This window comes from Leclercia adecarboxylata (assembly GCF_023639785.1).
Classification (GTDB): Bacteria; Pseudomonadota; Gammaproteobacteria; order Enterobacterales; family Enterobacteriaceae; genus Enterobacter; species Enterobacter adecarboxylatus_D.
Window position 1 is genome coordinate 3,534,226 of sequence record NZ_CP098325.1, and the last position, 26,204, is coordinate 3,560,429.

Consider the following 26,204-nt stretch of genomic DNA (forward strand, 5'->3'; position numbering starts at 1 on the left):
TTAAAAACCAGGATCCCAGTCTACTTCGATAGTACGAGTAGCGAGATCGACTTTCTTGATAACCTGCCCATCGAGGAACGGAACCAGCCGCTCCTTGATGCCAAACGCATCTTTCAGGTTTGCCTTAATGACGAGAACGTCATTCGATCCGGTTTCCATCATATCGATGACTTTACCCAGACCGTAACCTTCAGTGGTGACTACCTGACAACCAATAAGGTCTTTCCAGTAGTAACCCTCATCCAGCTCAGGCAGCTGCGACGAATCCACGACAATTTCACAATTCGTCAGTGCATTCGCGGCATCGCGATCGTCAACGCCTTTCAGCTTGATAACGATGTCCTGATTGTGGTGACGCCAGCTTTCCAGCTCGACTTCTTGCCACTGACCCGCCTTCTGGATAAACCAGGGCTGATAGTCAAAAATGCTTTCGGCGTCTTCGGTGGAGGAAAACACTCTGAGCCAACCACGGATACCGTAGCAAGAACCCATTTTGCCCAATACAATCGGTTCAACAGGTGCTTTTTTGCTCATCATGACCACCGTGACAGATTAAGCTGCTTTGTTTGCTGCTTTGATCAGCGTAGCAACGCGATCGGAAACGGTAGCGCCCTGGCCAACCCAGTGAGCGATACGATCCAGATCCAGACGGGTTTCTTCTTCTGCGCCAGCGGCCAGTGGGTTGAAGAAACCAACGCGCTCGATGAAGCGACCGTTGCGTGCATTACGGCTGTCAGTAACAACAACCTGGTAGAACGGACGCTTTTTCGCGCCGTGACGTGCTAAACGAATAGTTACCATAACATCCTCTTGTGTGAATAAAACACCGGGCCCCATCGAGGGAAGGAGCCCGGTGTCATATTAAAAGCCCGAAAATTTTACTGATTTTTGGGGAAAATGCAATCAGCAGTTACGAAGACCGCAATAAAAGACCGTCGGCGGTGCAGTCAGTTTGGTGCCGGCGTGCGCGCAGTCACCGGAGCGTACACGTAGTACGTGAGGATGACGAGCACACCCCGGTGCCAAAATGGCCAACAAGCCAGGCTGATTATCTACCCGGGAAGCCTGGTGGCATCATACCTTTCATGCCCCGCATCATTTTGGCCATCCCGCCCTTCTTCATCTTCTTCATCATGCGCTGCATGTCGTCGAACTGTTTCAGAAGGCGGTTAACGTCCTGCACCTGCATGCCGCAACCGGCTGCAATACGGCGCTTACGTGAACCTTTGATGATTTCCGGCTTCGCACGCTCTTTCAGCGTCATGGAGTTGATAATCGCCTCCATCCGCACCAGCACTTTATCGTCCATCTGCGATTTGACGTTGTCCGGGATCTGGCCCATGCCCGGCAGCTTGCCCATCAGGCTCGCCATACCGCCCATGTTTTTCATCTGGCGCAGCTGCTCCAGGAAGTCGGTCAGATCGAAGCCGTCGCCTTTTTTCAGCTTGGTTGCCAGCTTCTCGGCTTGCGCGCGGTCGACTTTGCTCTCGATATCTTCGATCAGCGACAGCACGTCGCCCATGCCGAGGATACGGGAGGCAATACGATCCGGGTGGAACGGCTCCAGCGCTTCGGTCTTCTCGCCGACGCCGAGGAATTTGATGGGCTTGCCGGTGATATGACGAATCGAGAGCGCCGCACCGCCGCGGGCGTCGCCGTCCACTTTGGTCAGCACCACGCCGGTTAACGGCAGCGCTTCATTAAACGCTTTCGCGGTGTTGGCCGCATCCTGACCGGTCATGGCGTCGACAACGAACAGGGTCTCTACCGGGTTGATAGAGGCATGCACCTGCTTGATCTCGTCCATCATCGCTTCGTCAACGTGCAGACGACCGGCGGTATCCACCAGCAGCACGTCGTAAAACTTCAGCTTCGCCTCTTTCAGCGCCGCATTAACGATATCGACAGGCTTCTGGGCCACGTCTGACGGGAAGAAATCGACCCCAACCTGTTCGGCCAGGGTTTCCAGCTGTTTGATCGCCGCCGGGCGATAAACGTCGGCAGAGACGACCAGCACTTTCTTCTTGTGCTTTTCGCGCAGGAATTTACCCAGCTTACCGACGCTGGTGGTTTTACCCGCACCCTGCAGACCGGCCATCAGCACCACTGCTGGCGGTTGCGCCGCGAGGTTCAGGCTCTGGTTCTCTTCGCCCATCGCCGCAACCAGTTCATTGCGGACAATTTTGACGAACTCCTGACCCGGGGTCAGGCTCTTGTTAACTTCATGACCAACCGCTTTCTCTTTTACGCGGTTGATGAAATCACGGACGACCGGCAGCGCGACGTCTGCTTCAAGCAGCGCCATACGCACTTCGCGCAGCGTCTCTTTGATGTTGTCTTCAGTAAGGCGTCCACGGCCGCTGATGTTGCGCAGCGTGCGCGACAAACGATCGGTTAAATTATCAAACATTGTCTCTCGCCTGGGGTAGAAACGTTAGGTCGCTGGCGCGACACGTACACAGAATTTTGCCGCAGTATAACATGAAGGCGCCTTTGTTGTTATGCAACGGTTGGAGCACGCCTCACGTAACGTTATACTGCATCTCTTTCTTATCGGGACAACTGTCGACACCTCTATGCCTGTTTTCGCTCTGATCGCCCTCGTCGCTTACTCTGTCAGCCTCGCGCTGATCATTCCTGGCCTGCTGCAAAAAAACAGCGGCTGGCGGCGAATGGCTATTTTGTCGGCGGTCATCGCGTTGATAAGCCACGCTTTTGCGCTCGAAGCGCGCATCCTGCCGGGCGATGGTAGCGGGCAAAACCTGAGCCTGCTGAACGTCGGCTCGCTGGTCAGCCTGATGATCTGTACGGTAATGACCATCGTGGCCTCGAAAAACCGCGGCTGGCTGCTGCTGCCCATTGTCTATGCCTTTGCGCTGATCAACCTGGCCTTTGCCACCTTTGTGCCGAACGAGTTCATCACCCATCTTGAGACGACGCCGGGCATGATGGTGCATATTGGCCTGTCGTTGTTCTCCTATGCCACGCTGATCATTGCCGCGCTGTATGCGCTCCAGCTGGCGTGGATTGATTACCAACTGAAAAACAAAAGGCTGGCCTTCAGTAACGAAATGCCGCCGCTGATGACCATCGAACGCAAGATGTTTCACATCACTCAGGTCGGGGTGGTCCTGCTGACCCTGACCCTGAGTACCGGCCTGTTTTATATGCACAATCTCTTCAGCATGGAGAATATTGATAAGGCCGTGCTCTCCATCATCGCGTGGTTTGTCTATATTGTCCTGTTATGGGGCCATTATCATGAAGGCTGGCGCGGTCGCCGCGTGGTCTGGTTCAACGTGGCGGGAGCAGGCCTCCTGACTCTGGCCTATTTTGGTAGCCGCGTCATTCAGCAACTCGCCGGCTAAGCAACAAAGGAGTTCCCCCTGGAACACATCTCCACTACCACGCTGATCGTTACCCTGATCGTCATGGTAGTTATCTCGGCCTATTTCTCCGGCTCAGAGACCGGCATGATGACGCTGAACCGTTACCGGTTACGTCATCGCGCCAAACAGGGTAACCGCGCCGCTCGTCGTGTAGAAAAACTGCTGCGTAAGCCGGATCGCCTGATAAGCCTGGTGCTTATCGGCAACAACCTCGTCAATATCCTCGCCTCCGCGCTGGGCACCATTGTCGGCATGCGTCTGTACGGCAACGCCGGGGTCGCTATCGCCACCGGGGTGCTGACGTTTGTGGTGTTGGTCTTTGCCGAAGTGTTACCGAAGACCATCGCTGCCCTCTATCCTGAGAAGGTCGCCTATCCCAGCAGCTTCCTGCTGGCGCCGATGCTCGTTTTGATGATGCCGCTGGTGTGGCTGTTAAACGGTGTGACCCGGGTGCTGATGCGCATGGTGGGTATCAAAGCGGATGGGGTGGTCAGCAGTGCGCTGAGCAAAGATGAACTGCGCACCATTGTGCATGAGTCGCGCTCGCAAATCTCCCGCCGCAATCAGGATATGCTGCTCTCGGTGCTGGATCTGGAGAAGATCAGCGTGGACGACATCATGGTGCCGCGCAATGAGATCGTCGGTATCGACATTAACGATGACTGGAAAGCCATTGTCCGCCAGCTGACCCACTCTCCGCACGGCCGCATCGTGCTGTACCGGGATTCACTGGACGACACCATCAGCATGCTGCGCGTGCGCGAGGCCTATCGTCTGATGACCGAGAAAAAAGAGTTCACCAAAGAGGTGATGCTGCGCGCGGCGGATGAGATCTACTACATCCCGGAAGGCACACCGCTCAGCACCCAGCTGATTAAATTCCAGCGTAATAAAAAGAAAGTAGGCCTGGTGGTCGATGAGTATGGCGATATCCAGGGCCTGGTGACGGTAGAGGATATTCTGGAGGAGATTGTCGGCGACTTTACCACCTCCATGTCCCCTACCCTTGCCGAAGAAGTCACACCGCTAAACGACGGCTCGGTGCTGATTGACGGGAGCGCGAACGTCCGTGAACTCAATAAAGCCTTTAACTGGCAGATGCCGGAAGAGGAAGCCCGGACCATTAACGGCATGATTCTGGAAGCGCTGGAGGAGATCCCGGCGGCAGGCACGCGGGTGCGGATTGGTCAGTATGATATTGATATTCTGGACGTGCAGGACAATATGATTAAGCAGGTGAAGGTCGTGCCGGTGAAACCGCTCAGGGAGAGCATTGCGGAGTAAAATCTAACAGGCCGGGTGAGGCGACGCCGCCACCCGGCACTAGGGGAGGCGATTACGCCTTAGCTTTCGCCACGGAGACCATCGCCGCGCGAATGGTACGGCCGTTCAGGGTATAACCTTTCTGCATCACCATCAGTACGTTACCGGCAGCAACCTCTTCAGACTCCACCATCGCAATCGCCTGATGCACGTTCGGATCCATCGGCACGTTGGTATCGGCTACCACTTCCACGCCAAACTTCTTCACCACGTCGAGCATGGATTTCAGCGTCAGCTCAATCCCTTCAACCATCGGCGCCATATCCGGGTTCGCTTTATCCGCTACTTCCAGGGCACGATCCAGGCTGTCGATAACCGGCAGCAGTTCGTTGACAAATTTTTCCAGCGCAAATTTATGCGCCTTTTCAACGTCCAGCTCGGTACGACGACGCAGGTTTTCCATCTCTGCCTTGATACGCAGGATGCCATCGCGCTCGCGGTTCTGGGCTTCAGTTAACTGAGCTTCCAGATTCGCAATTTTTTCATCGCGCGGATCCACCTGCTCAGCACCGGCCTCAGGCTCTACAGCCTCAACCTCTTCGTGCTGCTCCGTGATAATTTCTTCCGGGGCTTGCCCCTCAGGCGTTTTCTGTTCTTTACTACTCATGAATTTCTCCGCGTTTTTCTGCATTCAACTCGCTAACTTCGCTTATTATGGGGATCAGTTTCCGGGATTCAAGGGAACAAGCCACATTGTCATCATTCATTCGCACAAGGACCTTCAGAAAATGAGCAACCATTTCAAGTGTATTGGGATTGTCGGTCATCCACGTCACCCTACTGCGTTGACGACACATGAAATGCTCTATCGCTGGCTGTGCGCGAAAAACTATGACGTGATTGTTGAACAGCAAATTGCCCAGGAACTGCAGCTAAAAAATGTCAAAACCGGCACGCTGGCGGAAATTGGCCAGCAGGCTGACCTGGCGGTGGTGGTCGGCGGCGACGGAAATATGCTGGGAGCCGCGCGCACCCTCGCCCGGTACGATATTAAAGTCATTGGTATCAACCGTGGCAACCTGGGCTTTTTAACCGATCTCGATCCGGATAATGCCCAGCAGCAGCTCGCCGACGTGCTGGAAGGTCACTATATCAGTGAAAAACGCTTCCTGCTGGAAGCCCAGGTGTGTCAGCAGGACTGCCAGAAACGGATCAGCACCGCCATCAACGAAGTGGTGCTGCACCCGGGAAAAGTGGCGCATATGATTGAGTTTGAAGTCTATATCGACGAAATCTTTGCCTTCTCGCAGCGCTCCGACGGGCTGATTATCTCCACGCCGACCGGCTCCACGGCCTACTCGCTCTCGGCGGGTGGCCCGATCCTGACGCCCTCACTGGATGCCATCACTCTGGTGCCGATGTTCCCGCATACCCTTTCAGCCCGCCCGCTGGTGATTAACAGCAGCAGCACTATTCGTCTGCGTTTTTCGCACCGCCGTAATGACCTCGAGATCAGCTGCGACAGCCAAATCGCGCTGCCAATTCAGGAAGGCGAAGACGTGCTGATCCGCCGCTGTGATTATCACCTGAATCTTATCCACCCCAAAGACTACAGCTATTTCAACACATTAAGCTCCAAGCTAGGCTGGTCGAAAAAATTGTTCTGAAATAGCATCCAGCACTTTACTGTATAAAAAACCAGATTATACTGTACACAAACACAGTCATGGTTTTTCATACAGGAAAACGTTTATGCTGGCACAACTGACCATCAGCAACTTCGCCATCGTTCGTGAGCTCGAAATTGATTTCAACAGCGGGATGACGGCCATCACCGGGGAGACCGGGGCCGGTAAATCTATTGCGATTGACGCGCTTGGGCTCTGCCTCGGTGGTCGTGCTGATGGCAACATGGTGCGCGCCGGTGCCAGCCGCGCCGATCTCTGCGCCCGTTTTTCCCTCAAGGATACACCCGCCGCCCTGCGCTGGCTTGAGCAGAACCAGCTTGAAGATGGGCGTGAGTGCTTACTTCGCCGCGTCCTCAGCAGCGACGGCCGCTCCCGGGGCTTTATCAACGGTACTGCGGTGCCCCTGTCCCAGCTGCGCGAACTGGGTCAGCTGTTAATTCAGATCCACGGCCAGCACGCCCATCAGCAGCTTATCAAACCTGAACAGCAGAAATCCCTGCTCGACGGCTATGCCGGTGAGGCTGCCCTCATGCAGCTGATGGCGACCCACTATCGTCAGTGGCACCAGAGCTGCCGCGAACTGGCGCTGCATCAACAGCAGAGCCAGGAGCGTGCGGCCCGCGCCGAGCTGCTGGCGTATCAGTTGAAAGAGCTGAACGAATTCAGCCCTCAGGCGGGCGAGTTTGAGCAGATTGACGAAGAGTATAAGCGCCTAGCCAATAGCGGCCAGCTGCTCTCCACCAGCCAGCAGGCCCTGAACTTACTGGCCGACGGCGAAGAGGTGAATCTGCAAAGCCAGCTTTACAGCGTGCGTCAGTTAGTCACCGAACTGGCAGGCATGGACAGCAAAGTCTCCGGCATGCTCGATATGCTGGAAGAGGCTGCGATTCAGATCTCTGAAGCCAGCGACGAGCTGCGCCACTACTGCGAGCGTCTGGATCTCGATCCTAACCGCCTGTTTGAACTGGAACAGCGTATTTCGCGCCAGATCTCCCTTGCGCGTAAGCACCACGTTTCGCCCGAGGAGCTGCCTGGCTTCCACCAGTCCCTGCTGGATGAGCAGCATCAGCTCGACGATCAGGCCGACTCGCTGGAGACCCTCTCTCTGGCGGTCAGCGTGCATCACCAGCAGGCTCTGGAAACGGCTACGCAGTTGCACGACGTCCGTCAACGCTATGCGCAGGAACTCAGTCAGCACATTACCGAGAGTATGCATATGCTCTCAATGCCGCACGGTGTTTTCACCATCGATGTGAATTTCGAAGCTAACCACCTGACGGCTGACGGCGCAGACCGCGTCGAATTCCGCGTGACCACCAACCCGGGTCAGCCGCTGCAGGCCATCTCCCGCGTCGCGTCTGGCGGTGAGCTGTCGCGTATTGCCCTGGCGATTCAGGTGATTACCGCGAAGAAAATGGAAACCCCGGCGCTGATCTTCGATGAAGTCGATGTCGGTATCAGCGGCCCGACCGCAGCGGTGGTAGGTAAACTGCTTCGCCAGCTTGGTGAGTCCACGCAGGTAATGTGCGTTACCCACTTACCGCAGGTGGCCGGATGCGGGCATCATCACTTCTTCGTCAGTAAGGAAACCGACGGCGAGATGACCGAAACGCATATGCAGCCGCTGGACAAACGTGCCCGCCTGCAGGAGCTGGCGCGTCTGCTGGGGGGCAGTGAAGTCACCCGCAATACCCTGGCAAACGCGAAAGAACTGCTGGCTGCCTAAACTTTTTCGGTATCTCAGGGTCATACAGAACAATAAAAACGCCGACAGACCGGACGCCAGAGGTTTTAATGTGGTGAAAGGTCTATTATCATCGGCATATTACATATGAGCCGTCGCGTATTGCCCGGGCCCGAAAAGGAATCAAATCACTATGCGCTGTAAAACGCTGACCGCTGCCGCTGCGGTTCTTCTGATGATGACCGCAGGCTGCTCCACTCTGGAAAAAGTGGTTTACCGCCCTGACATCAACCAGGGGAATTATCTCGCTCCTAACGATGTGTCGAAAATTCGCGTCGGTATGACGCAGCAGCAGGTTGCTTATGCCCTGGGCACGCCGATGATGTCCGATCCGTTCGGCACCAATACCTGGTTCTACGTCTTCCGCCAGCAGCCAGGGCATGAAGGTGTGACGCAGCAGACCCTGACGCTGACCTTTAACAGCAGCGGCGTTCTGACTAACATCGACAACAAACCGGCGCTCACCAAAGAGTAAGGTTTCTGAAACGCAAAAAGGTGCTCAATGAGCACCTTTTTTGTTTTCTCTTGCTACCTGTAGTCCTGGGAAATCCCGCTTATTTAGCAGCTTTCTCCGCACGCTGTCGACGCAGCTCCTTCGGATCGGCAATCAGCGGACGGTAAATCTCTACCCGGTCGCCGTCTTTAACCGCATCGGCCAGCTTGACCGGACGGCTGTAAATCCCGACTTTGTTTTTCGCCAGATCGATATCGTTACGCAATGTCAGCAGGCCCGAAGCCCGGATCGCCTCTTCAACGGTCGCCCCTTCCTGAAGCGTGACGCGCTGCAGATACTGCTTCTCCGGCAGCGCGTAGGCCACTTCCACCACGATCTCAGGCTGCACTGTAGACCTCTTTGGCGCGTACCGTGAACGCCTGAACCATATTGGCTGCCAGTTCTTTGAAGATGCGACCAAACGCCAGCTCGATAAGTGCGTTGGTGAACTCGAAGTCGAGATGGAATTCGATTCGGCAGGCATCGGCGCTCAGCGGAACGAACTTCCATCCACCCATCAGTTTTTTGAAAGGACCGTCCACCAGATGCATCAGAATACTCTGGTTATTGGTCAGCGTATTACGGGTGGTGAAGGTTTTGCTGATCCCGGCTTTGGAGACGTCCACTGCCGCCGTCATTTGCGTCGGGCCTGACTCCAGCACGCGGCTCCCGGTGCACCCCGGGATAAACTGCGGATATGACTGAACGTCATTCACTAACTGGTACATCTGTTCCACACTGTATGGGACAAGCGCAGTACGACTAATCTGAGGCATAACATTTTTCCTGATCAAACAACCAACAAATAATAACATTTATCACCTGTTAAAAAAACGCTGAGCCTTATCTCATGCTAATATAGCGCGTTAGACCTCACAGGACGCAATGAGGTGACTTTTGACATCAGATTACCTACGGCTTTACGACACTTATGACGAAGAAAAAAGCACATAAACCTGGCTCGGCAACCATTGCGCTCAACAAGCGTGCCCGCCACGAGTATTTCATTGAAGAAGAATTCGAAGCTGGCCTTGCGCTGCAGGGCTGGGAAGTTAAATCGCTGCGTGCGGGTAAAGCCAACATCGGTGACAGCTACGTGATCTTCAAAGACGGCGAAGCCTTTCTGTTTGGCGCAAACTTTCAGCCGCTGACCGTTGCTTCCTCCCACTACGTCTGCGATCCGACCCGCACCCGTAAGCTACTGTTGAACAAACGAGAGCTGGACTCGCTCTTCGGGCGTATCAACCGCGAAGGCTACACCGTCCTCGCTCTGTCGCTGTACTGGAAGAACGCCTGGTGCAAAGTGAAAATCGGCGTGGCGAAAGGTAAGAAGCAGCACGACAAACGTAACGATGCAAAAGATCGTGAATGGCAGGTAGATAAAGCGCGCATCATGAAGCACGCAGGCCGTTAATATTCGGATACTTATTGAGCGATTCAATAAGTTAGCGTTCCGGGGTGGTATCCGGGCTGCGATTTCTGGTATACTTGCTGTAACACTATTGGGGCTGATTCTGGATTCGACGGGATTTGCGAAACCCAAGGTGCATGCCGAGGGGCGGTTTGCCTCGTAAAAAGCCGCAAAAAAATAGTCGCAAACGACGAAAACTACGCTTTAGCAGCTTAATAACCTGCTAAGAGCCCTCTCTCCCTAGCTTCCGCTCTTAAGACGGGGATCAAAGAGAGGTCAAACCCAAAAGAGATCGCGTGGAAATCCTGCCTGGGGTTGAAGCGTTAAAACTAATCAGGCTAGTTCGTTAGTGGCGTGTCTGTCCGCAGCTGGCGTGCGAATGTAAAGACTGACTAAGCATGTAGTGCCGAGGATGTAGAAATTTCGGACGCGGGTTCAACTCCCGCCAGCTCCACCAAAATTCTTTGTTAACGGTCACCAGAGCCTGATACGAAGTCCTGAAAGCCCGCATGGCGCAAGCCCTGCGGGCTTTTTTGTATCCAGAAAATCGAGATACCAGGCTTATTCCAGCCCACCTGACGCAAAGACCGCACGTGAGAAGGCATCCAGTGCCAGTGCAACATCTTCCGCAGTAACCGACTCGGCGGGATGGTGACTGATTCCCCCTTTGCAGCGCACAAAGAGCATTCCCACCGGCCAACGCCCGGCAATAGCGATGGCATCGTGCCCGGCACCGCTCGGCAAGGTCAGCGAACGTCCCTGCACCTCCTGCACTGCGTCACGGAGTATCTGCTGTAGACGGCTGTCGCAGGCGGTGGCGGCAATACGATAAAAGGTCTCGGCGCTGAAGTGTAGCTTTCGGCGGGCAGCAATCTGCTGCGCCTCTGCCAGCAGCGTATTTAACAGCGAATCAAGCGGCTCGTTATTTGGCCCGCGAATATCGAGCGTAAGCGACACGTCACCGGGGATAACGTTTACCGCCCCCGGTGCGAGGCGCAGCGTACCCACGGTAGCAACCAGATTCCCGCCCCGTTCGCCGGTCATGGCCTCAATGCGCATCATCCACTCGGCGGCGGCGGCCAGCGCATCTTTACGCTGGTTCATCGGCACCGTTCCCGCGTGTCCTGCCTCGCCGGTAAAGCAGCAGTTCAGGCGGCGCGCCCCGTTGATCGCCTCGACGACGCCCAGGGCCAGCCCCTCCTGCTCCAGACAGGGGCCCTGCTCGATATGCAGTTCGAGATAAGCGGCAAATTCCTCTGCGCGACGTTCAGCAAGGCTGATGCGCGCCGGATCCAGCCCGGCCTGCACCATCGCCTGCGCCACGCTGATCCCCTCTGCATCGGTCTGCGCCAGCCAGCCGTCAGGCCAGGTACCGGTCAGCCCCCGGCTGCCGAGCAGCGTAATGCCGAATCGCGTTCCCTCTTCATCGCAAAAGCCGACAATCTCTATCGCTTTCGCCAGATGCCGCCCCTGTCGGTGCAGATTGTGGACCACCTCGATCGCCGTAAGCACGCCCAGCATACCGTCGTAGCGCCCGGCATTACGTACCGTATCAAGATGGGAGCCCAGCAGAATGGCCGGCGCCCCTTCCTGCTGACCTTCGTAACGGCCACAGATATTGCCTACGCTGTCCTGCCAGACGGTCATTCCCGCCTGGCTCATCCACAGCGCGACCTGCTGATTGGCCTGCAGGTGTTGAGGGGATAAATAGACACGCGTCAATGCCCCTGGCGTCTCGCTGATGGCGGCCAGCACGTCGGCACGCGCCATCACTCTCGCCGCAGCCTGCTGCCACTCCGCCTGCTGGCGTATTGGTTTACTCATTGCCCGCTCTCAGCACAGTAGTGATCCCACGCAGCCTGCATCGCGGCGCCCTGGGTCGTAGGGAATTTGAGATAGTTCAACACCGATTCCAGCGCAGTGAGTGTCGTCATCACGCACGCTTTACGCGCGTTATAGCCCATGGTGCCAATACGCCACACCTTACCGTGCAGCGGCCCGAACGACGTACCGATCTCAATACCGAAATCGTCGAGCATCAGTTTGCGCACCTGATCCCCGTTGATACCCTGAGGGATCACCACGCCAAGCACGTTGTTCATCTTATGTCTGAGGTCGCCGAACGTCTCCAGCCCCATTCCCTGAATGCCTTTCACCAGCGCATCACCGTGCAGCTTATGGCGGGCGATACCCTTATCGAGGCCTTCCTGAAGGATCAGACGCGCGCACTCCCGGGCGGCAAACAGCGCCGACGTGGCTTCAGTATGGTGATTGAGTCGCTCCGGCCCCCAGTAATCCATGATCATGCCAAGATCGAAATAGTTGGAGTACACCATTTCATCAACACCATCGAGGTGCGCATCGGTGCGAATACCTTCTTCAACGCATTTGCGGCGGCGGATAACCTCCTCCATGCGCGCGCTGAGCGTAATGGGCGAAGTACCCGACGGCCCGCCAAGGCACTTCTGCATCCCGGCTGAAACGGCGTCCAGTTGCCAGGCATCGGTTTCCAGCGGGTTACCGCCCAGGGAAGCAGTAGCATCGGTGTAGAACAACACATCGTAACGGCGGCAGATTTCCCCCAGCTCCGCCAGCGGCTGCAGCATGGTGGTGGAGGTATCTCCCTGCACCGTCAGCAGCAGACGCGGGCGTACCCGTTTGATGGCGTCTTCAATCTGGTCCGGGGTAAAGACCTCTCCCCAGGGGACGTCGATGGTGTGCACCTCCGCCCGGCAGCGACGGGCGATTTCGCACAAAAGATGGCCGAAGCGGCCAAACACCGGCACCAGCACTTTATCGCCGGGACGGATGGCTGAAACCAGGATCGCTTCGATCCCCGCCCGCGAGGTGCCGTCCACCAGCATCGTCCAGCGGTTTTCAGTGCGGAATACGCCACGGTAAAGCGCCATCACTTCGTTCATGTAGTGCGTCATCGCCGGGTCATACTGGCCGATAAGCTGGCTTGACATGGCACGCAGTACGCGAGGATCGGCGTTGATCGGGCCCGGGCCCATCAGCAGACGCGACGGCGGGTTGATTTGCGAAAAGGAGGAGACATCCATCTTAAAGTCCTTACGTTAATTGAGACCGCGCACGGAGGAGATAAACTGCTTCAGTTCGCTGGTTTGCGGGCTGGCGAACAGCGTTTTGCTGTCACCCTGCTCCCAGACGCGTCCCTGATGCATAAACACCACGCGATCGCCCACTTCACGGGCAAAATTCATTTCATGGGTCACGAGAATCAGGGTCATGCCCTCTGCCGCCAGCTGCTCCAGCACCTTGAGGACTTCCCCCACCAGCTCAGGATCCAGCGCCGAGGTGATCTCGTCACAGAGTAATACTTTTGGCGACATCGCCAGGGCGCGGGCAATCGCCACCCGCTGCTGCTGACCACCGGAAAGACTGGAGGGATAGTAATCCAGCCGGTCACCAAGACCGACCTTCTCCAGCATGCGTCGGGCAAGGTCACGGCATTCGGCGGCACTTTTCTTCAGCACCCGACGCGGCGCCAGCATCACGTTTTCCAGAGCCGTCATATGCGGGAACAGGTTAAAGTTCTGGAAAACCATGCCAATCGAGCGACTGATTTCCCGCGCCTGGGAATCGCGGTCGGTTATGGTCATTCCGCCGAGCTTGATGCTGCCGTCCTGATAGCCCTCCAGGCCGTTGATACAGCGCAGCAACGTGCTTTTTCCTGACCCGCTGCGGCCAATAATCGAGATAACTTCTCCCATATCGATATCCAGATCGACACCCTTGAGCACGTGGTTATCGCCGTAATACTTCTGCATCTGGTTAATGGTGATGAGAGGCATTGAATTTATTCTCCAGATAGCGGCTGTAGCGGGACAGCGGGTAACACAGAATGAAGTAGCCCAGCGCCACCAGCGCAAAGACTTTAAACGGTTGATACGTCACGTTAGTCAGCATCGTCCCGGCCTTCGTCAGCTCGATAAAACCGATGATTGACGCCAGCGCCGTGCCCTTGATCACCTGCACGGCAAAACCCACCGTCGGGGCGATAGCAATGCGCATCGCCTGGGGTGCAATCACCCGACAAAGCGTCTGGCCAAAGCTCAGGCCCAGGCAGCGGGATGCTTCCCACTGCCCTTTCGGCAGGGCACGGATGCTGCCAAACCAGATATCGAGCAGAAAAGCGCTGGTGTAAAACGTCAGGGCCATCGACGCTGCGGTCCAGGCGGAAACGTCGATGCCAAACAGCGCCACGCCGAAAAAGGCGAGGAACAGCTGCATCAGCAGCGGCGTGCCCTGAAACAGCTCGACATAACCGCGGATGAGGCGCTTCACCTGACGGCCTGCGGACAGACGCAGCAGTAAAAGCGGCAATGTCACCAGCCCGCCGCCAACAAAGGCCACCAGAGAGAGCAGCACCGTCCAGCGCCCGGCCAGCAGTAAGTTGCGGACAATGTCCCAGTCGGTAAAGGTTGTCATCATGCCTGCACCCCCAGCCATTTTCGCCCCGCCGCCATCATCAGCTGACGCATCGTTATCGACAGCACCAGATAGATGCCCGTCGTCACCAGATAAACCTCAAAGCTGAGGAAGGTGCGCGACTGAATCAGGTTGGCAGCGAAGGTCAGCTCTTCATAAGAGACCTGCGACACCACTGACGATCCAAGCATCACAATAATGCACTGGCTTACCAGGGCGGGATAAATGCGCTGTAGCGCAGGCGGCAGAACGACCTGGATAAAAGTCTGCATCCGGCTCAGCCCCAGTACACGCCCCGCCTCCCACTGGCCTTTTGGCGTCACCTGAATCCCGGCCCGCACGATTTCAGTACTGTACGCCCCAAGGTTTACGATCATCGCCAGCAGCGCGGCTTCGCCTGCGGTCATCTTCAGGCCCAGATTCGGCAAGCCGAAGACGATAAAAAAGAGCTGAACCACAAATGGCGTGTTGCGGATCACCTCCACATACCCGCCCCAAATCCGGCTTAACCACGTGGGAGGCCCGCTGCGAATGGCCGCGCCGACAATGCCTGTCAGCAGACCGCCTGCCGTCGCCAGCAGGGTCAGCTGAACTGTGACCCACAGCCCCGCCATCAGCTCCGGCCACAGGGGCCAGAGCGCCGAAAAATCAAGTTGCTCCTTCATGCCCCAGCCTTATACGCCGAGGCTGGCAGGCAGCGGCGCTTTCAGCCACTTCTCAGACAGCGCGTTAAGGGTGCCGTCTTTCACTCCCTGTTCAATCAGCGCATCCACCTTCGCCTTCAGCGCCGGTTCGTTCTTTTTCAGGCCGATAAAGCAGGGGGAATCCTTCAGCATAAAGCTCGGCACCGGCGCTTTATCGGCGTTCTGCCGGGAAATGGCCGCGATCACCAGATTGCCGGTGGCGACGTACTGCACCTGGCCGGAAAGATAGGCTGAGAGGGTGGTGTTATTGTCTTCATAGCGCTTAATCTGCGCCTCTTTCGGCGCGACGCTACTCAGCACCATGTCCTCCACCGCGCCGCGGGTCACGCCCACGCTTTTGCCGCTGAGCGCGGCCGGGTCTTTCAGCTCAGCCCCTTGAGGGCCGAACACCCCCAGGAAGAACGGCGCGTAGGCGCGGCTAAAATCAATCACCTTTTCGCGTTCGGCGTTTTTACCGAGGCTTGAAATCACCAGATCGACTTTGTTGGTTTGCAGATAAGGCACCCGGTTGGCGCTGGTCACCGGCACCAGCTGCAGCTTGAGTTTCATCGCCTTAGCCAGATAGCGGGCCGTATCAATGTCATAGCCCTGGGGCTGAAGGTCGGTCCCTACCGATCCAAACGGCGGGAAATCCTGCGGTACCGCAATGCGGATCACACCGCGTTTTTCAATATCCTGCAGCTGGTCAGCCTGTGCTGCCGAAAGGTGGGTTAACAGGCTGGCAGCCCCAACCAGGGCGATGAGCAATTTTTTCATGAGGGTTCCCCGTTACGTTAGCATGAAACAAAAGATTCTTATGTTTCAGTTTTGCAACTAATGTGCCAAGAAGCATTCAGTCTGACGCACGGGGTACAAGTGGGATTAAACACGGCATTATCAGAGGGAAAAGACTAAAAAAGAGGAAATCCCACCGGCTTTCCCCACTATCTTTTCGCACCAGGAAGAGGCAAGGCACCACGCTGGCGCCCCATTATCGGTGTTCGAGTTCATCCAGCTGCTGGTAAAGCGTGGCGATATCGTGGATCCGCGGTCGGCCTTTATCGAGAATTTCATGCAGGAAAGCGTTCGCCAGCAGGTTGATCAGGCTGTTGACCGAGGCGTAGCTATCGTAAGCCGACACGCTATCCAGCGGGGCGCAAAGCTGCCAGCGCGCGAGCGGAAAGAGGCCATGCGCCTGCGGCTCGCACATCAGCAGGACCGGAATACCTCTGCTCTGCAGCTGCTGCAACAGCGGACGAATAATGCGCGGGCGACGGCGGAAGGCCATTACCACCACCAGATCCTCAGCCGTTAAATCAACCAGCTCTTCACTCAGGCTCTGCCCCGGCTGAGGCAACACCAGCACCTCTCCCCGCGCCTGCAGCAGCTGCTGACGCAGATGCAGCGCCGCAGGCCAGGAGTTGCGCATGCCCACAATAAAGATGCGCCGGGCGGCGACCATAGCCTGAAGCGCACCGGCAAACTGCTGCACGTCCAGGGCATTGACCCACTGGGTCAGATTCGCCATTTCCTGTTTATAGTGTCTTGCCAGCAGCGTGTTGCCCTGCACCGCATCGCGGTTGTCGGTAATGGGCATGCCACTCTGGCGCAGGGTCCGCAGTTCATCCCGCATCTCTTTATATTTTTCATAGCCCAGCCGCTTGAACAGGCGGCTGACCGTCGCTTTAGAGACGCCGCTCAGCTGCGCCAGCTCTGCGCTGTTATAGCTGATGAGATCGTCAAAATGATCGAAAATAAAGTCCGCCACCCGCTGCTCCTGTGGCGATAAAGACGCATACTGCTCTTTCAGGCGTTCATCAAGCTGTTGCATAAGGCCTCTGTAACTTTTGTTTCACTGCACTATAGCGTTAACTCTCTTCATAATGCATGCCAGTTCCGCAAAATGCCCTCGTCCTGCAGCAGGTGAAACTTTAAATTCATAAATGGAACAGCTTTTGCAACCCTTCGCACACAAACGGTTATCAGAGGACACGCCATGCAAAGTCATGTTGCCACCGAAGGGATGGCAGTTACTCCCCATCATCTGGCCAGCCAAAGCGCGCTGGCGATTTTGCGCGAAGGGGGCAGTGCCATTGAGGCAATGGTCGCCGCCGCATCAACCATTGCGGTGGTGTATCCGCACATGAACGGTCTTGGGGGGGATGGTTTCTGGCTGATCGTCCCTCCTGAGGGCGACCCCATCGCCATCGATGCCAGCGGCGCGGCGGGCGCGGGGGCTACCCCGCAGGCCTATGAGGGGCTGGCGCACATTCCCCATCGCGGCCCGCAGGCTGCGCTTACCGTGGCCGGTACCGTCAGCGGCTGGGAAGAAGCACTCTCGATTTCCCACGATCTCTGCCGGAGCAACATGCCCCTGACCCGCCTTCTCAGGGATGCCATCGGCTACGCCACCCTAGGTATTCCGGTCACCGCCTCTCAGGCCAGCGCCACCGCAAGTAAACTGGACGAACTGCGCCACCAGCCCGGATTCGCCGATACCTTTCTGGTCAACGGACAGCCGCCCGCGGCGGGCAGCCGCTTTTTGCAACCGGCGCTGGCAAACACCCTGCGCCGGTTAACGGAGGAAGGGTTAGACAGTTTCTACCGCGGGCCGCTGGCGGAGCATCTGGCCCGCGGCATGGAAACGTGCGGCATGCCGATCGCCCTCGCCGATCTGCATCAGCATCGGGCCCGCCGCCCGCTTCCGCTCAGACTCGATCACCAGCACGGCGAGCTGTGGAACCTGGCGCCGCCGACCCAGGGGCTGGTCTCCCTGGCGATCCTCGGGATAACCGACCGTCTCGGGATGGCCGATGCGGACGATGCGCTGACCATCCACCGCATTGTTGAAGCCACCAAGCTGGCCTTTGGCCTGCGCGACGCCCACATCACCGACCCGCGTCATCTTGATGTCGATATCCAGAGCCTGCTTACCCCTGCGGCGCTGCAGCCGCTGGCAGAGAAAATAGACGATCAACGCGCGGCGCCCTGGGGAGCGGGCAAAGGACCGGGCGATACCGTATGGATGGGCGTTATCGATAAAAACGGTCTGGCCGTCTCCTTCATTCAGAGCCTTTACCATGAATTTGGCAGCGGCGTGGTCCTGCCGGACACCGGCCTGGTCTGGCAGAATCGCGGGGCCTCGTTCAGCCTGGATCCGGCGCATCTTCTGGCGTTGGCCCCCGGCAAACAGCCGTTTCATACCTTAAACCCCGCCGCGGCACGCCTGAAAGATGGCCGGGTCATGGTGTATGGCTCCATGGGGGGCGACGGACAGCCACAAACCCAGGCTGCCCTCTTCACCCGCTACGTCATGCAAAATGTGCCGCTGCAGGAGAGCATCTCCCGCCCGCGCTGGCTGCTGGGGCGCACCTGGGGGCAAACATCCGACTCCCTCAAGCTGGAGGGGCGCTTCAGCGCGGAGAGCATCGCCCGCCTGCGCCAGTTAGGGCATGAGGTTGACCTGCTGGCAGATTTTAGCGAAGCCATGGGCCATGCCGGGGCGATTGTCCGCCACCCCAACGGCCTTTTAGAGGGCGCCAGCGATCCACGCAGCAACGGCTCCGCAGCCGGATATTAGGAGTTCACCATGACGATACCACAAACCGAATGGGATGCTTACCTCGCCCAGATGGAACAGCTGCTGGCACTGGAGCTGGACGACACGCGCCGCGCCGAGCTCAGCGTGCAGTTTACCCGCATTGCGGCTATGGCTGAGCCGCTGCTGGCTTTTTCCCTCGACGACCGCGTCGACATCGCCGGAGTCTATAAAGCATGACGCTACCTGAAATGACGATCGAAGAGATACGGCGCGCGTTAACCTGCGGCGAGCTGAGCGCCGTGGAGATTGCCCGCCACACCCTGGATAATATCGCCCGCGTCAATCCGCATATCAACGCCTGGACCCACGTCAGCGAAAGGCGGATGCTGGCGGAGGCAGAGCATATTGATACCCTGCGCCGGGACAAGCGCCCCCTGCCCGCACTGGCGGCGGTTCCCTGTGCGGTAAAAAATCTGTTCGATGTCGCCGGGCATACCACCCTTGCCGGAGCAGAATTGTTCAGCAACCGATCCCCCGCCGTCGCCGACAGCTGGGCGGTGCGTCAGCTGCAAGGCGCGGGGGCGCTGCTGTCCGGCATGCTGAACATGGATGCCTACGCCTACGGCTTCACCACCGAAAACAGCCACTACGGGGCAACGCGCAATCCGCACGACCTTTCCCGGATCGCTGGCGGCTCTTCCGGCGGGTCGGCAGCTGCGGTGGCGGCCGGCCTGGTCCATTTCTCGCTGGGTAGCGATACCAACGGTTCGATACGCGTCCCGGCGTCGCTGTGCGGCATCTTTGGCCTGAAGCCGACCTTCGGTCGTTTGTCCCGCGCCGGCAGCCACCCGTTTGTCGCCAGCCTTGACCACATCGGCCCGTTTGCCCGCCGCGTCAGCGATCTCTCGACGGTATACGATGTGCTCCAGGGCCAGGATCATGCGGACAGTTTTCAGGCCGACAGGGCCAGCGAGCCCACGGCGAACAGGCTCAGCCGCGGGCTGGACGGCCTGCGCTGCGCCACGCTCGGCGGCTATTTCTCCACCTGGTGCGATAACGACGCCCGGGCGGCTGTCGCCCGCGTAGCCAGGGCACTGGACGTTCAGGAGGAGCTCATTTTCCCGGAAGCGGAGCTGGCCCGCTCCGCAGCATTTATCATCAGCGCCTCCGAGGGGGGAAATCAGTATCTTCCTGCGCTACGCCGCGAGCCGGAGCGTTTTGAGCCCAACTCCCGCGAGCGCCTGCTGGCGGGCGCGATGATCCCCGCCAGCTGGTATATCCAGGCCCAGCGTTTTCGCAACCATGCCCGGCAGGCGTTTAACGCCCTGTTCGCCCATGCTGAGGTGCTGATCGCCCCCGCGACCCCCTGCACCGCTACGCCTGTCGGGGCGCAGACCATGGAGATCAACGGCCAGTCCCTGCCGATCCGCGCCAGTATGGGAATGCTGACGCAGCCCATCTCCTTTATCGGTTTGCCGGTCACCACGGTTCCGCTGCGCACGGCGGGCGGGCAGCCGATTGGCCTGCAGTTAATTGCCGCGCCCTTTAACGAGCAGGCCTGCCTGCGCGTGGCCCGGGTCCTGGAAGAGATGGGTATCACCGATGCCAGCCCGGCGGAGGTGGCAGCATGATAACCGGAGAAGAGATTAATCGCCCGCAGGTGCTTGCCGAGGTGACGGCGGCGTTTTATCGCTACGAAGAGGCGCTGATCGGCAATGATATTGCCGTGCTGGATGCGCTTTTCTGGCACGACGAGCGCACGGTAAGGCTGGGGGCCGGGGAAAACCTCTACGGTATCGAAGAAATTCGCGCCTTTCGTGCCGCCCGCCCTGCCGCTGGCCTTCACCGCGAACTGCGTCATACCACCATCACCACCTTCGGCGAGGATTACGCGGTGTGCAGCACCGAGTTTACCCGTGAGGGCAGCGAGCGCACTGGCCGTCAGCAGCAGACATGGGTACGCTTTCCCGCGGGCTGGCGCATTGTCGCCGCCCAGGTGAGCCTGATGAGCTAAGGGTGTGGACATACCCTCTTCCCGGACGGGAGAGGGTAATCAGAGGGCTATTTCGTTTGAGACGCCCGGTACGGATGAAGGTCGCGCCAGCGATCGGCAATCTGCTGACGGGTACAAATCCATACGTTGTCATGCTGCTGCACATAATCAAGAAAGCGCTGTAGCGCCCGAAAGCGGCCCGGGCGTCCAAGCAGGCGGCAGTGCATCCCGATGGACATCATTTTCGGGGCAGATTCGCCCTCCTCATACAGCACATCAAAGCTGTCTTTCAGGTAAGTGTAAAACTGCTCGGCGGTATTAAAGCCCTGGGCGGTGGCAAAGCGCATGTCGTTCGCATCAAGCGTGTAAGGCACAATCAGGTGCGGTTTGCGCGTGCCGTCACTGCAGGCCACCTCGCTCCAGAAAGGCAAATCATCGCCATAATAATCGCTGTCGTAATCAAAGCCGCCGTGCTCCACCACCAGCTGGCGGGTATTCGGGCTGTCGCGGCCGGTGTACCAGCCCGTGGGGGGCTTGCCAAAAAGATCGGTGAAGACCTGCACCGCTTTATTCAGATGCTCCCGCTCCTGCTCAATGGGCATATTCTGGTAATGGATCCAGCGCCAGCCGTGGCTGACCACGTCATAGTTCGCCGCTTTGATCGCCTCCACCACATCCGGATGACGCGCCAGCGCCATTGCCACACCGAACACCGTGAGCGGCAATCCACGGCGGCTGAACTCCCGGTGGATGCGCCAGAAACCGGCGCGGCTGCCGTACTCGTATAAGGAATCCATCGACATATGACGGTCAGGGTAGCTGGCGGCGCCGATAATATCGGACAAAAACTGTTCTGAACCGGCATCGCCGTGCAGGACGTGGTTTTCGGCGCCTTCTTCATAATTAAGCACAAACTGCACGGCAATCCGCGCGTTGTTCGGCCACCGGGCGTGCGGCGGCTCGCCTGCGTAACCGCGCAGGTCGCGCGGGTAATCGTCTGCCAAAAATGCCATCTCCCACCTCTTCTCGTTAGAATGAATTTAACACCTGAAATTTGCCGCTTAACGTCTTGGCCTCCGGATAAGCCAAATCGCCCTGCTTGCTGGTGGACAGCCCGAGCGCCACCAGCGACTCCACCATCTTGACCGCCGCGCTGACGCCGTCGATCACCGGCACGCGCAGTTCACGGGTTAGCTCCTGCGCCAGCGTCGCCATTCCGCCACAGCCCAGCACTATCGCCCCGCAGCCATCCTCCTTCAGCGCCTGGATACAGCGGGCACGCACCTTCTCCTGGGCCAGCCCGCTGCGCTCCTCCAGCGCCAGCACCGGGAGATCGATGGCGTGCAGGGCCGCACAGTGGTGTTCAAAGCCGTACTGACGCAGAAGATGACGGGCGATAATCAGGGTTCTCGGCAGCGTGGTCACAATTGAGAAACGGGTCGCCACCAGGGTTGCCATGTGCATTGCCGCTTCGGCAATGCCTATCACCGGCCCCTGCGCCAGCTCGCGTGCCGCTAGCAGGCCGGGATCGCCAAAGCAGGCAATCACGTGGCCATCCACGCCCTGCTCCCGACCGGCTTTGATCTGCTCCAGCACGCCGACCGCGGCGATCGCTTCATCAAAATGGCCCTCAATGGAGGCCACCCCGTCAGCGGGGCATACCGCCAGTATCCCGGTGCCCGGCGCGGCCGCCGCTCTTGCGGCTGCGCCGATGGTTTCCGTCATGCCCGGACTGGTATTGGGATTGATCACTTGTATACAAACAGCGGCCATTATTGCTCCTTAAAACCGGCAAACAGCCGGGCGAAATCAGGCAGGGTAACGCCAGAGCGCTCGAAGCAGAGGCTGGCGGCGATATGTTCAAAGTGGTGCGTTAATGCCTCGCTGAGGGGCTCTAGCGCCTTGTCCCGCAGCAGTTGAATAAGCCGGTCGTGATCGTCGCAGCGGCAGCCCTGCCGCCATGGCGATCCCCAGGTCGCAATCACTAAGGAGGAGCGCTGGCTCAGATGGGTCACCATTTCCGTGAGCACCTGATTGCCGGAGATTGCCTGCAGCTGAATATGAAACCCGGCGGAGTAGCGGATCGCCGCCGGACCGTCGTAGCGTTCATGGGCCTGCTGCTCCTGACGGACGATCGTCTCCAGCCCGGCCAGGTGGGTTGGCTGGCAGCGGGCCAGCACATCGGGCAAGTTCGCCACCTCCAGCAGAGTACGGGTACGAAAGATCGCCTGCGCCTCTTCAACCGTCGGGCTGGCGACCTGTGCACCACGTTTGGGTGCCAGCGTGACCATTTGCACCGTTGCGAGTCGCTGAAGCACTTTTCTGATCCCCGTCCGGCTCACGCCAAATACCTCTGACAGCGCCTCTTCCGGCAGCCTGCTGCCCGGGGGGAGCTGATGCCCGACAATGGCCGTCATCAGCGCCTGGTAAATGGATTCGTCCTTGTCATGCAGCTCTGGCGCGGCCTGCAGACGATGTTGGTTGCTCATTCATTACCCCAGCTTTTACTTTTAGATAGCATCTTGTATACATACGATTAAATTATTGTATACAAAATGAACGATTTCTGGCCTGGATCCTGCAACGCCTCAGTAAGCCACTTAACACGGGTTTCACTTACAGGAGCAGATTTCATGCCAAACAGACAAAACACGCATCAGGTTAATGACGCCGATCCTCACGCGGGCTACAGCCCACGGCTCTGCAATGAAGATCTGGCCCCGACACGCGATCAAAACTGGAGCTGGTACAACATCTTTTCGTTCTGGATGTCAGATGTGCATAGCATGGGAGGCTACGTGGTGGCCGCGAGCTTCTTTACCCTCGGGCTGGCGAGCTGGCAGGTTCTGCTGTGTCTGCTGGTGGGAATTTGTATCGTCCAGCTGTGCGCTAACCTCGTGGCGAAGCCCAGCCAGATGGCGGGCGTTCCCTATGCGGTGATCTCCCGGCAGGCGTTTGGCGTCTTTGGCGCCAACATCCCGGCGGTGATCCGCGGGCTTATCGCCTTCGCGTGGTATGGCATCCAGACCTGGCTGGCGGCCAACGCATTGATGCTGGTGTTACTGAAGTTCTGGCCCTCGCTGTCGGCCCTTACCACGGCCAGCTTCCTGGGTCTGTCCCATCTGGGGTGGCTCTGCTTTGCTACCATGTGGCTGCTGCAGGCGATGGTGTTCTGGCACGGAATGAGCGCGATTAAGCGCTTTATTGATATAGCCGGACCGGCGGTCTATGTGGTGATGCTGGCGCTGGCGGGCTGGATTGTATACAAAACCGGGCTGGACGGGATCTCCTTTACCCTCGCCAGTAAATCCCTGACCACCGGCGAGCAAACCTGGCAGATGATCACGGCCATCGCGCTGGTCGTCTCTTACTTCTCCGGCCCGCTGCTCAACTTTGGCGACTTCTCGCGCTACGGCAAAAGCATGGGCGAGATCCGCCGCGGCAACCGCTGGGGCCTGCCGTTCAACTTCCTGCTGTTCTCTGTCGTTACGGTGGTCATTGTCTCCGGGACTCAGTCCCTGTTTGGCCGGATGATTACCGATCCGATTGAAACCGTCAGCCGCGTGGGCAACGACCTGGCCGTCGCCATCGGCCTGCTGACCATGATCACCGCCACCATCGGGATCAATATCGTGGCGAACTTTGTCTCCCCGGCGTTCGATTTCTCCAACTGTTCGCCACAGAAGATCAGCTTCCGCACCGGCGGGATGATCGCCGCCGTCGGCTCGGTCCTGCTGACGCCGTGGAACCTGTTTAACTCCCCGGAGCTTATCCACTACACCCTCGACGTGCTGGGGGCGTTTATCGGTCCGCTGTTCGGCATTCTGCTGGTGGATTTCTACGTGATTAAGCGCGGTCAGGTTTCGGTTAACGACCTGTTTGACGATACGCCAACAGGAAAGTACTGGTATCGCAACGGCTTTAACCCAAAAGCCATCGCCGCGCTGGTGCCTTCCGTCGCCATTGGCCTGGTCATCAGCTTTATTCCTGCCCTGCATGAAGTGGCTAACTTTAGCTGGTTTATCGGCGTCTTTGTGAGCGCGGCCGCCTATCGCTGGATTGCGCGGGAGGATCGCGCCGCAGCGCCTGCCCGTTTTGGCGCCCTTGCCCAGAAAGAGTAAGTCATCCCCGCCGCGGCCCCCGTCCGCGGCGCTTCCTCCTGCCAGAGAAACTGGCATCAATTTTGCTCGCTCTGTTTACCCTTTCGTTTAGCCATAAGGCAGAGACTGATGGACTACCATATCGCCCTTCGCGGCGCCTTTTTCGACATCGGTACGGTTGCCGATTGCCCTGACGATATCGCCCGTCACGCACGCTACATGGAGGACGGCTTACTTTTTATCCGGGACGGGCGCATTGAGGCGCTCCTCCCCTGGCTGGAGGGGGAGCAGTACCTGCAGCCGCTGAAAGGCTATCGCGATCTGAGCGGAAAACTCTTACTCCCCGGTTTTGTCGATGCGCACGTCCACTATCCGCAAACCGAAATGATTGGCGCGTTTGGCGAGCAGCTGCTGGAGTGGCTCACGACCTATACGTTTCCGGTGGAGAGCCAGTTTTCCAGTGCCGGTTACGCCACGGAGATCGCCCGGTTCTTTATCAGCCAGCTCCTGAGCCACGGCACCACCACCGCGCTGGTGTTTTGTACCCTGCATCCTGAATCGGTGGACGCCCTTTTCGGCGAAGCGCTGAAGCTGAATATGCGCCTGCTTGCCGGGAAAGTGATGATGGACCGCCATGCCCCGGACTATCTCAGCGAAAGCGCGGAGCAGAGCTACCGGCAAACCCGGGAGCTGATTCAACGCTGGCATCAGCGCGGGCGCCTTGGCTACGCCATTACCCCCCGCTTCGCCCCGACCTCCACGCCCGCGCTACTGGCTGCGGTGCAACAGCTGCGGGAGGAGTTCCCCGACACCTGGCTGCATACCCATCTGAGCGAAAACCTCAGCGAAGTCGCCTGGGTTAAAAGCCTGTGGCCGGAGCATGAACACTATCTTGATGTCTACCACCACTACCGGCTGACCGGCGAGCGCAGCGTTTTTGCCCACGGCATTCATCTGGCGGACGCAGAGTGGCAATGCCTGCACGATACCGGTTCCGCCGTGGCCTTTTGCCCCACCTCTAACCTGTTTCTCGGCAGCGGGCTGTTCCGCTTGCCCACCTGCTGGCAGAAAAAGGTGCGAATGGGTATCGGCAGCGACGTTGGCGCAGGCACCACTTTCAGCATGCTACGGACGCTGGGGGAGGCTTACAAGGTGGGCCAGTTGCAAAGCTATCGCCTGCGCGCCAGCGAAGCCTTCTACCATGCCACCCTCGGCGGGGCGCACGCCCTGCGTCTCGATGACAAGATTGGTAATTTTCAGCCGGGTAAAGAGGCCGATTTTGTGGTCATCGACCCGGCCGTCACGCCGTTGCAGCGCTTACGTAGCGGGCGCTGCAAGGATATCTACGAGCAGCTGTTCGTGTTGATGACCCTGGGTGATGAGCGCAATATCAGCGAGACCTGGGTGAACGGCAAATGCGTGTGGGGAGAAGCAGAAATACCGTAAC

General features: G+C 58.2%; 28 protein-coding genes and 1 other RNA gene. 13 read left to right on the forward strand and 16 right to left on the reverse strand.

Annotated features, from left to right (window positions below):
• The 3 genes from rimM to ffh all read right to left on the reverse strand — a co-directional run bounded on the left by rimM (position 1) and on the right by ffh (position 2,410).
• The gene (gene rimM / locus NB069_RS16720; protein WP_434543591.1) at positions 1-537 is read right to left on the reverse strand and encodes a ribosome maturation factor RimM; all 537 of its coding nucleotides are present in this window, start codon (positions 535-537) and stop codon (positions 1-3) included.
• A gap of 15 nt (positions 538-552) precedes the next feature.
• The gene (gene rpsP, locus NB069_RS16725) at positions 553-801 is read right to left on the reverse strand and encodes a 30S ribosomal protein S16 (RefSeq protein WP_003863133.1); all 249 of its coding nucleotides are present in this window, start codon (positions 799-801) and stop codon (positions 553-555) included.
• Between the two features lie 247 nt (positions 802-1,048).
• The gene (gene ffh, locus NB069_RS16730; protein WP_250585347.1) at positions 1,049-2,410 is read right to left on the reverse strand and encodes a signal recognition particle protein; all 1,362 of its coding nucleotides are present in this window, start codon (positions 2,408-2,410) and stop codon (positions 1,049-1,051) included.
• 166 nt (positions 2,411-2,576) lie between these two features.
• Between ffh and NB069_RS16735 the strand changes: the two genes are divergently transcribed.
• Both NB069_RS16735 and NB069_RS16740 read left to right on the forward strand, forming a co-directional pair.
• Positions 2,577-3,368 carry a cytochrome C assembly family protein gene (locus NB069_RS16735; RefSeq protein WP_250585349.1) on the forward strand — a complete coding sequence of 264 codons (792 nt, stop codon included), beginning with the start codon at positions 2,577-2,579 and terminating at the stop codon, positions 3,366-3,368.
• An 18-nt stretch (positions 3,369-3,386) separates the two neighbouring features.
• On the forward strand, positions 3,387-4,673 hold the full coding sequence (locus tag NB069_RS16740; protein WP_250589536.1) for an HlyC/CorC family transporter: 1,287 nt from the start codon (positions 3,387-3,389) through the stop codon (positions 4,671-4,673).
• 52 nt (positions 4,674-4,725) lie between these two features.
• Here NB069_RS16740 and grpE read toward each other — a convergent pair whose 3' ends face one another.
• Positions 4,726-5,319 carry a nucleotide exchange factor GrpE gene (gene grpE, locus NB069_RS16745; RefSeq protein WP_250585351.1) on the reverse strand — a complete coding sequence of 198 codons (594 nt, stop codon included), beginning with the start codon at positions 5,317-5,319 and terminating at the stop codon, positions 4,726-4,728.
• A gap of 121 nt (positions 5,320-5,440) precedes the next feature.
• Here grpE and nadK point away from each other — a divergent pair, with 121 nt between their 5' ends.
• The 3 genes from nadK (at position 5,441) to bamE (ending at position 8,559) form a co-directional block, all read left to right on the forward strand.
• Positions 5,441-6,319, forward strand: a complete 879-nt coding sequence (gene nadK, locus NB069_RS16750; protein ID WP_039030089.1) for an NAD(+) kinase — start codon at positions 5,441-5,443, stop codon at positions 6,317-6,319.
• 85 nt (positions 6,320-6,404) lie between these two features.
• Complete coding sequence (gene recN, locus NB069_RS16755) at positions 6,405-8,066, forward strand: DNA repair protein RecN (RefSeq protein ID WP_250585353.1); 1,662 nt, start codon at positions 6,405-6,407, stop codon at positions 8,064-8,066.
• Between the two features lie 151 nt (positions 8,067-8,217).
• Complete coding sequence (gene bamE / locus NB069_RS16760; protein WP_250585355.1) at positions 8,218-8,559, forward strand: outer membrane protein assembly factor BamE; 342 nt, start codon at positions 8,218-8,220, stop codon at positions 8,557-8,559.
• 79 nt (positions 8,560-8,638) lie between these two features.
• Here the strand turns inward: bamE and NB069_RS16765 are convergent, their stop codons facing one another.
• Together NB069_RS16765 and NB069_RS16770 are read right to left on the reverse strand one after the other, a co-directional pair.
• Positions 8,639-8,926, reverse strand: coding sequence for an RnfH family protein (locus NB069_RS16765; RefSeq protein ID WP_250585357.1), 288 nt, complete (start codon positions 8,924-8,926; stop codon positions 8,639-8,641).
• A complete protein-coding gene (locus NB069_RS16770; protein WP_197080107.1) occupies positions 8,916-9,353 on the reverse strand; it encodes a type II toxin-antitoxin system RatA family toxin in 438 nt (145 codons plus the stop codon). Before NB069_RS16770 ends, NB069_RS16765 begins: the two co-directional genes overlap by 11 nt.
• A gap of 155 nt (positions 9,354-9,508) precedes the next feature.
• Here NB069_RS16770 and smpB point away from each other — a divergent pair, with 155 nt between their 5' ends.
• Both smpB and ssrA read left to right on the forward strand, forming a co-directional pair.
• Positions 9,509-9,991: an SsrA-binding protein SmpB gene (gene smpB, locus NB069_RS16775; protein WP_039030084.1), complete on the forward strand. Its 483-nt coding sequence runs from the start codon at positions 9,509-9,511 to the stop codon at positions 9,989-9,991.
• Between the two features lie 90 nt (positions 9,992-10,081).
• Positions 10,082-10,445: a transfer-messenger RNA gene (gene ssrA, locus NB069_RS16780) on the forward strand.
• A 104-nt stretch (positions 10,446-10,549) separates the two neighbouring features.
• On the opposite strand, the gene hpxK is transcribed toward ssrA, so the two are convergent.
• The 7 genes from hpxK to hpxU form a co-directional block, all read right to left on the reverse strand.
• Entirely contained in the window at positions 10,550-11,812 is a 1,263-nt protein-coding gene (gene hpxK, locus NB069_RS16785; protein WP_250585359.1) for an allantoate amidohydrolase, read from the reverse strand.
• Positions 11,809-13,050, reverse strand: coding sequence for a pyridoxal-phosphate-dependent aminotransferase family protein (locus tag NB069_RS16790; protein ID WP_250585361.1), 1,242 nt, complete (start codon positions 13,048-13,050; stop codon positions 11,809-11,811). The genes hpxK and NB069_RS16790 overlap by 4 nt, the downstream gene beginning before the upstream one ends.
• A 15-nt stretch (positions 13,051-13,065) precedes the next feature.
• Complete coding sequence (locus tag NB069_RS16795) at positions 13,066-13,803, reverse strand: amino acid ABC transporter ATP-binding protein (RefSeq protein WP_039030081.1); 738 nt, start codon at positions 13,801-13,803, stop codon at positions 13,066-13,068.
• Positions 13,784-14,440 (reverse strand): amino acid ABC transporter permease, encoded by a 657-nt coding sequence (locus NB069_RS16800; protein ID WP_250589537.1) that lies wholly within the window; start codon positions 14,438-14,440, stop codon positions 13,784-13,786. Before NB069_RS16800 ends, NB069_RS16795 begins: the two co-directional genes overlap by 20 nt.
• A complete protein-coding gene (locus NB069_RS16805; RefSeq protein ID WP_250585363.1) occupies positions 14,440-15,105 on the reverse strand; it encodes an amino acid ABC transporter permease in 666 nt (221 codons plus the stop codon). The genes NB069_RS16800 and NB069_RS16805 overlap by 1 nt, the downstream gene beginning before the upstream one ends.
• Before the next feature lie 9 nt (positions 15,106-15,114).
• Positions 15,115-15,900 carry a transporter substrate-binding domain-containing protein gene (locus NB069_RS16810; RefSeq protein ID WP_250585365.1) on the reverse strand — a complete coding sequence of 262 codons (786 nt, stop codon included), beginning with the start codon at positions 15,898-15,900 and terminating at the stop codon, positions 15,115-15,117.
• A gap of 214 nt (positions 15,901-16,114) precedes the next feature.
• Complete coding sequence (gene hpxU, locus NB069_RS16815) at positions 16,115-16,954, reverse strand: MurR/RpiR family transcriptional regulator HpxU (protein ID WP_250585367.1); 840 nt, start codon at positions 16,952-16,954, stop codon at positions 16,115-16,117.
• A 165-nt stretch (positions 16,955-17,119) separates the two neighbouring features.
• On the opposite strand from hpxU, the gene hpxW reads away from it, so the two are divergent.
• From hpxW to hpxZ, 4 genes are read left to right on the forward strand one after another with little or no spacing between them, the layout of a single operon-like run.
• The gene (gene hpxW / locus NB069_RS16820) at positions 17,120-18,703 is read left to right on the forward strand and encodes an oxamate amidohydrolase (protein WP_250585369.1); all 1,584 of its coding nucleotides are present in this window, start codon (positions 17,120-17,122) and stop codon (positions 18,701-18,703) included.
• A gap of 9 nt (positions 18,704-18,712) precedes the next feature.
• Positions 18,713-18,901, forward strand: coding sequence for an oxalurate catabolism protein HpxX (gene hpxX, locus NB069_RS16825; RefSeq protein WP_250585371.1), 189 nt, complete (start codon positions 18,713-18,715; stop codon positions 18,899-18,901).
• On the forward strand, positions 18,898-20,295 hold the full coding sequence (locus NB069_RS16830; RefSeq protein WP_250585373.1) for an AtzE family amidohydrolase: 1,398 nt from the start codon (positions 18,898-18,900) through the stop codon (positions 20,293-20,295). Before hpxX ends, NB069_RS16830 begins: the two co-directional genes overlap by 4 nt.
• Complete coding sequence (gene hpxZ, locus NB069_RS16835) at positions 20,292-20,678, forward strand: oxalurate catabolism protein HpxZ (RefSeq protein ID WP_250585375.1); 387 nt, start codon at positions 20,292-20,294, stop codon at positions 20,676-20,678. Before NB069_RS16830 ends, hpxZ begins: the two co-directional genes overlap by 4 nt.
• Positions 20,679-20,725: 47 nt before the next feature.
• On the opposite strand, the gene puuE is transcribed toward hpxZ, so the two are convergent.
• Genes puuE through NB069_RS16850 form a run of 3 tightly spaced genes read right to left on the reverse strand, consistent with a single transcriptional unit; the run spans position 20,726 to position 23,146 of the window.
• Positions 20,726-21,670: an allantoinase PuuE gene (gene puuE / locus NB069_RS16840; RefSeq protein WP_250585377.1), complete on the reverse strand. Its 945-nt coding sequence runs from the start codon at positions 21,668-21,670 to the stop codon at positions 20,726-20,728.
• Positions 21,671-21,686: 16 nt separating this feature from the next.
• Positions 21,687-22,430 (reverse strand): allantoin racemase, encoded by a 744-nt coding sequence (gene hpxA, locus NB069_RS16845; protein WP_250585379.1) that lies wholly within the window; start codon positions 22,428-22,430, stop codon positions 21,687-21,689.
• Positions 22,430-23,146 carry a GntR family transcriptional regulator gene (locus tag NB069_RS16850; RefSeq protein WP_250585381.1) on the reverse strand — a complete coding sequence of 239 codons (717 nt, stop codon included), beginning with the start codon at positions 23,144-23,146 and terminating at the stop codon, positions 22,430-22,432. The genes hpxA and NB069_RS16850 overlap by 1 nt, the downstream gene beginning before the upstream one ends.
• A gap of 144 nt (positions 23,147-23,290) precedes the next feature.
• Between NB069_RS16850 and NB069_RS16855 the strand changes: the two genes are divergently transcribed.
• Both NB069_RS16855 and guaD read left to right on the forward strand, forming a co-directional pair.
• Positions 23,291-24,778 carry an NCS1 family nucleobase:cation symporter-1 gene (locus NB069_RS16855; protein WP_250585383.1) on the forward strand — a complete coding sequence of 496 codons (1,488 nt, stop codon included), beginning with the start codon at positions 23,291-23,293 and terminating at the stop codon, positions 24,776-24,778.
• 105 nt (positions 24,779-24,883) lie between these two features.
• On the forward strand, positions 24,884-26,203 hold the full coding sequence (gene guaD, locus NB069_RS16860) for a guanine deaminase (protein ID WP_250589538.1): 1,320 nt from the start codon (positions 24,884-24,886) through the stop codon (positions 26,201-26,203).
• Position 26,204: the final 1 nt, after the last annotated feature.

Coding starts and splice junctions, on each gene's coding strand:
- NB069_RS16735 (WP_250585349.1), top strand. CDS start 2,577: ATGCCTGTTTTCGCTCTGATCGCCCTCGTCGCTTACTCTGTCAGCCTC.
- NB069_RS16800 (WP_250589537.1), bottom strand. CDS start 14,440: ATGACAACCTTTACCGACTGGGACATTGTCCGCAACTTACTGCTGGCC.
- NB069_RS16850 (WP_250585381.1), bottom strand. CDS start 23,146: ATGAGCAACCAACATCGTCTGCAGGCCGCGCCAGAGCTGCATGACAAG.
- NB069_RS16805 (WP_250585363.1), bottom strand. CDS start 15,105: ATGAAGGAGCAACTTGATTTTTCGGCGCTCTGGCCCCTGTGGCCGGAG.
- hpxX (WP_250585371.1), top strand. CDS start 18,713: ATGACGATACCACAAACCGAATGGGATGCTTACCTCGCCCAGATGGAA.
- NB069_RS16795 (WP_039030081.1), bottom strand. CDS start 13,803: ATGCCTCTCATCACCATTAACCAGATGCAGAAGTATTACGGCGATAAC.
- rpsP (WP_003863133.1), bottom strand. CDS start 801: ATGGTAACTATTCGTTTAGCACGTCACGGCGCGAAAAAGCGTCCGTTC.
- hpxU (WP_250585367.1), bottom strand. CDS start 16,954: ATGCAACAGCTTGATGAACGCCTGAAAGAGCAGTATGCGTCTTTATCG.
- bamE (WP_250585355.1), top strand. CDS start 8,218: ATGCGCTGTAAAACGCTGACCGCTGCCGCTGCGGTTCTTCTGATGATG.
- hpxW (WP_250585369.1), top strand. CDS start 17,120: ATGCAAAGTCATGTTGCCACCGAAGGGATGGCAGTTACTCCCCATCAT.
- recN (WP_250585353.1), top strand. CDS start 6,405: ATGCTGGCACAACTGACCATCAGCAACTTCGCCATCGTTCGTGAGCTC.
- nadK (WP_039030089.1), top strand. CDS start 5,441: ATGAGCAACCATTTCAAGTGTATTGGGATTGTCGGTCATCCACGTCAC.
- grpE (WP_250585351.1), bottom strand. CDS start 5,319: ATGAGTAGTAAAGAACAGAAAACGCCTGAGGGGCAAGCCCCGGAAGAA.
- hpxA (WP_250585379.1), bottom strand. CDS start 22,430: ATGGCCGCTGTTTGTATACAAGTGATCAATCCCAATACCAGTCCGGGC.
- NB069_RS16810 (WP_250585365.1), bottom strand. CDS start 15,900: ATGAAAAAATTGCTCATCGCCCTGGTTGGGGCTGCCAGCCTGTTAACC.
- hpxZ (WP_250585375.1), top strand. CDS start 20,292: ATGATAACCGGAGAAGAGATTAATCGCCCGCAGGTGCTTGCCGAGGTG.
- NB069_RS16790 (WP_250585361.1), bottom strand. CDS start 13,050: ATGGATGTCTCCTCCTTTTCGCAAATCAACCCGCCGTCGCGTCTGCTG.
- smpB (WP_039030084.1), top strand. CDS start 9,509: ATGACGAAGAAAAAAGCACATAAACCTGGCTCGGCAACCATTGCGCTC.
- puuE (WP_250585377.1), bottom strand. CDS start 21,670: ATGGCATTTTTGGCAGACGATTACCCGCGCGACCTGCGCGGTTACGCA.
- NB069_RS16770 (WP_197080107.1), bottom strand. CDS start 9,353: ATGCCTCAGATTAGTCGTACTGCGCTTGTCCCATACAGTGTGGAACAG.
- NB069_RS16855 (WP_250585383.1), top strand. CDS start 23,291: ATGCCAAACAGACAAAACACGCATCAGGTTAATGACGCCGATCCTCAC.
- NB069_RS16830 (WP_250585373.1), top strand. CDS start 18,898: ATGACGCTACCTGAAATGACGATCGAAGAGATACGGCGCGCGTTAACC.
- rimM (WP_434543591.1), bottom strand. CDS start 537: ATGATGAGCAAAAAAGCACCTGTTGAACCGATTGTATTGGGCAAAATG.
- ffh (WP_250585347.1), bottom strand. CDS start 2,410: ATGTTTGATAATTTAACCGATCGTTTGTCGCGCACGCTGCGCAACATC.
- hpxK (WP_250585359.1), bottom strand. CDS start 11,812: ATGAGTAAACCAATACGCCAGCAGGCGGAGTGGCAGCAGGCTGCGGCG.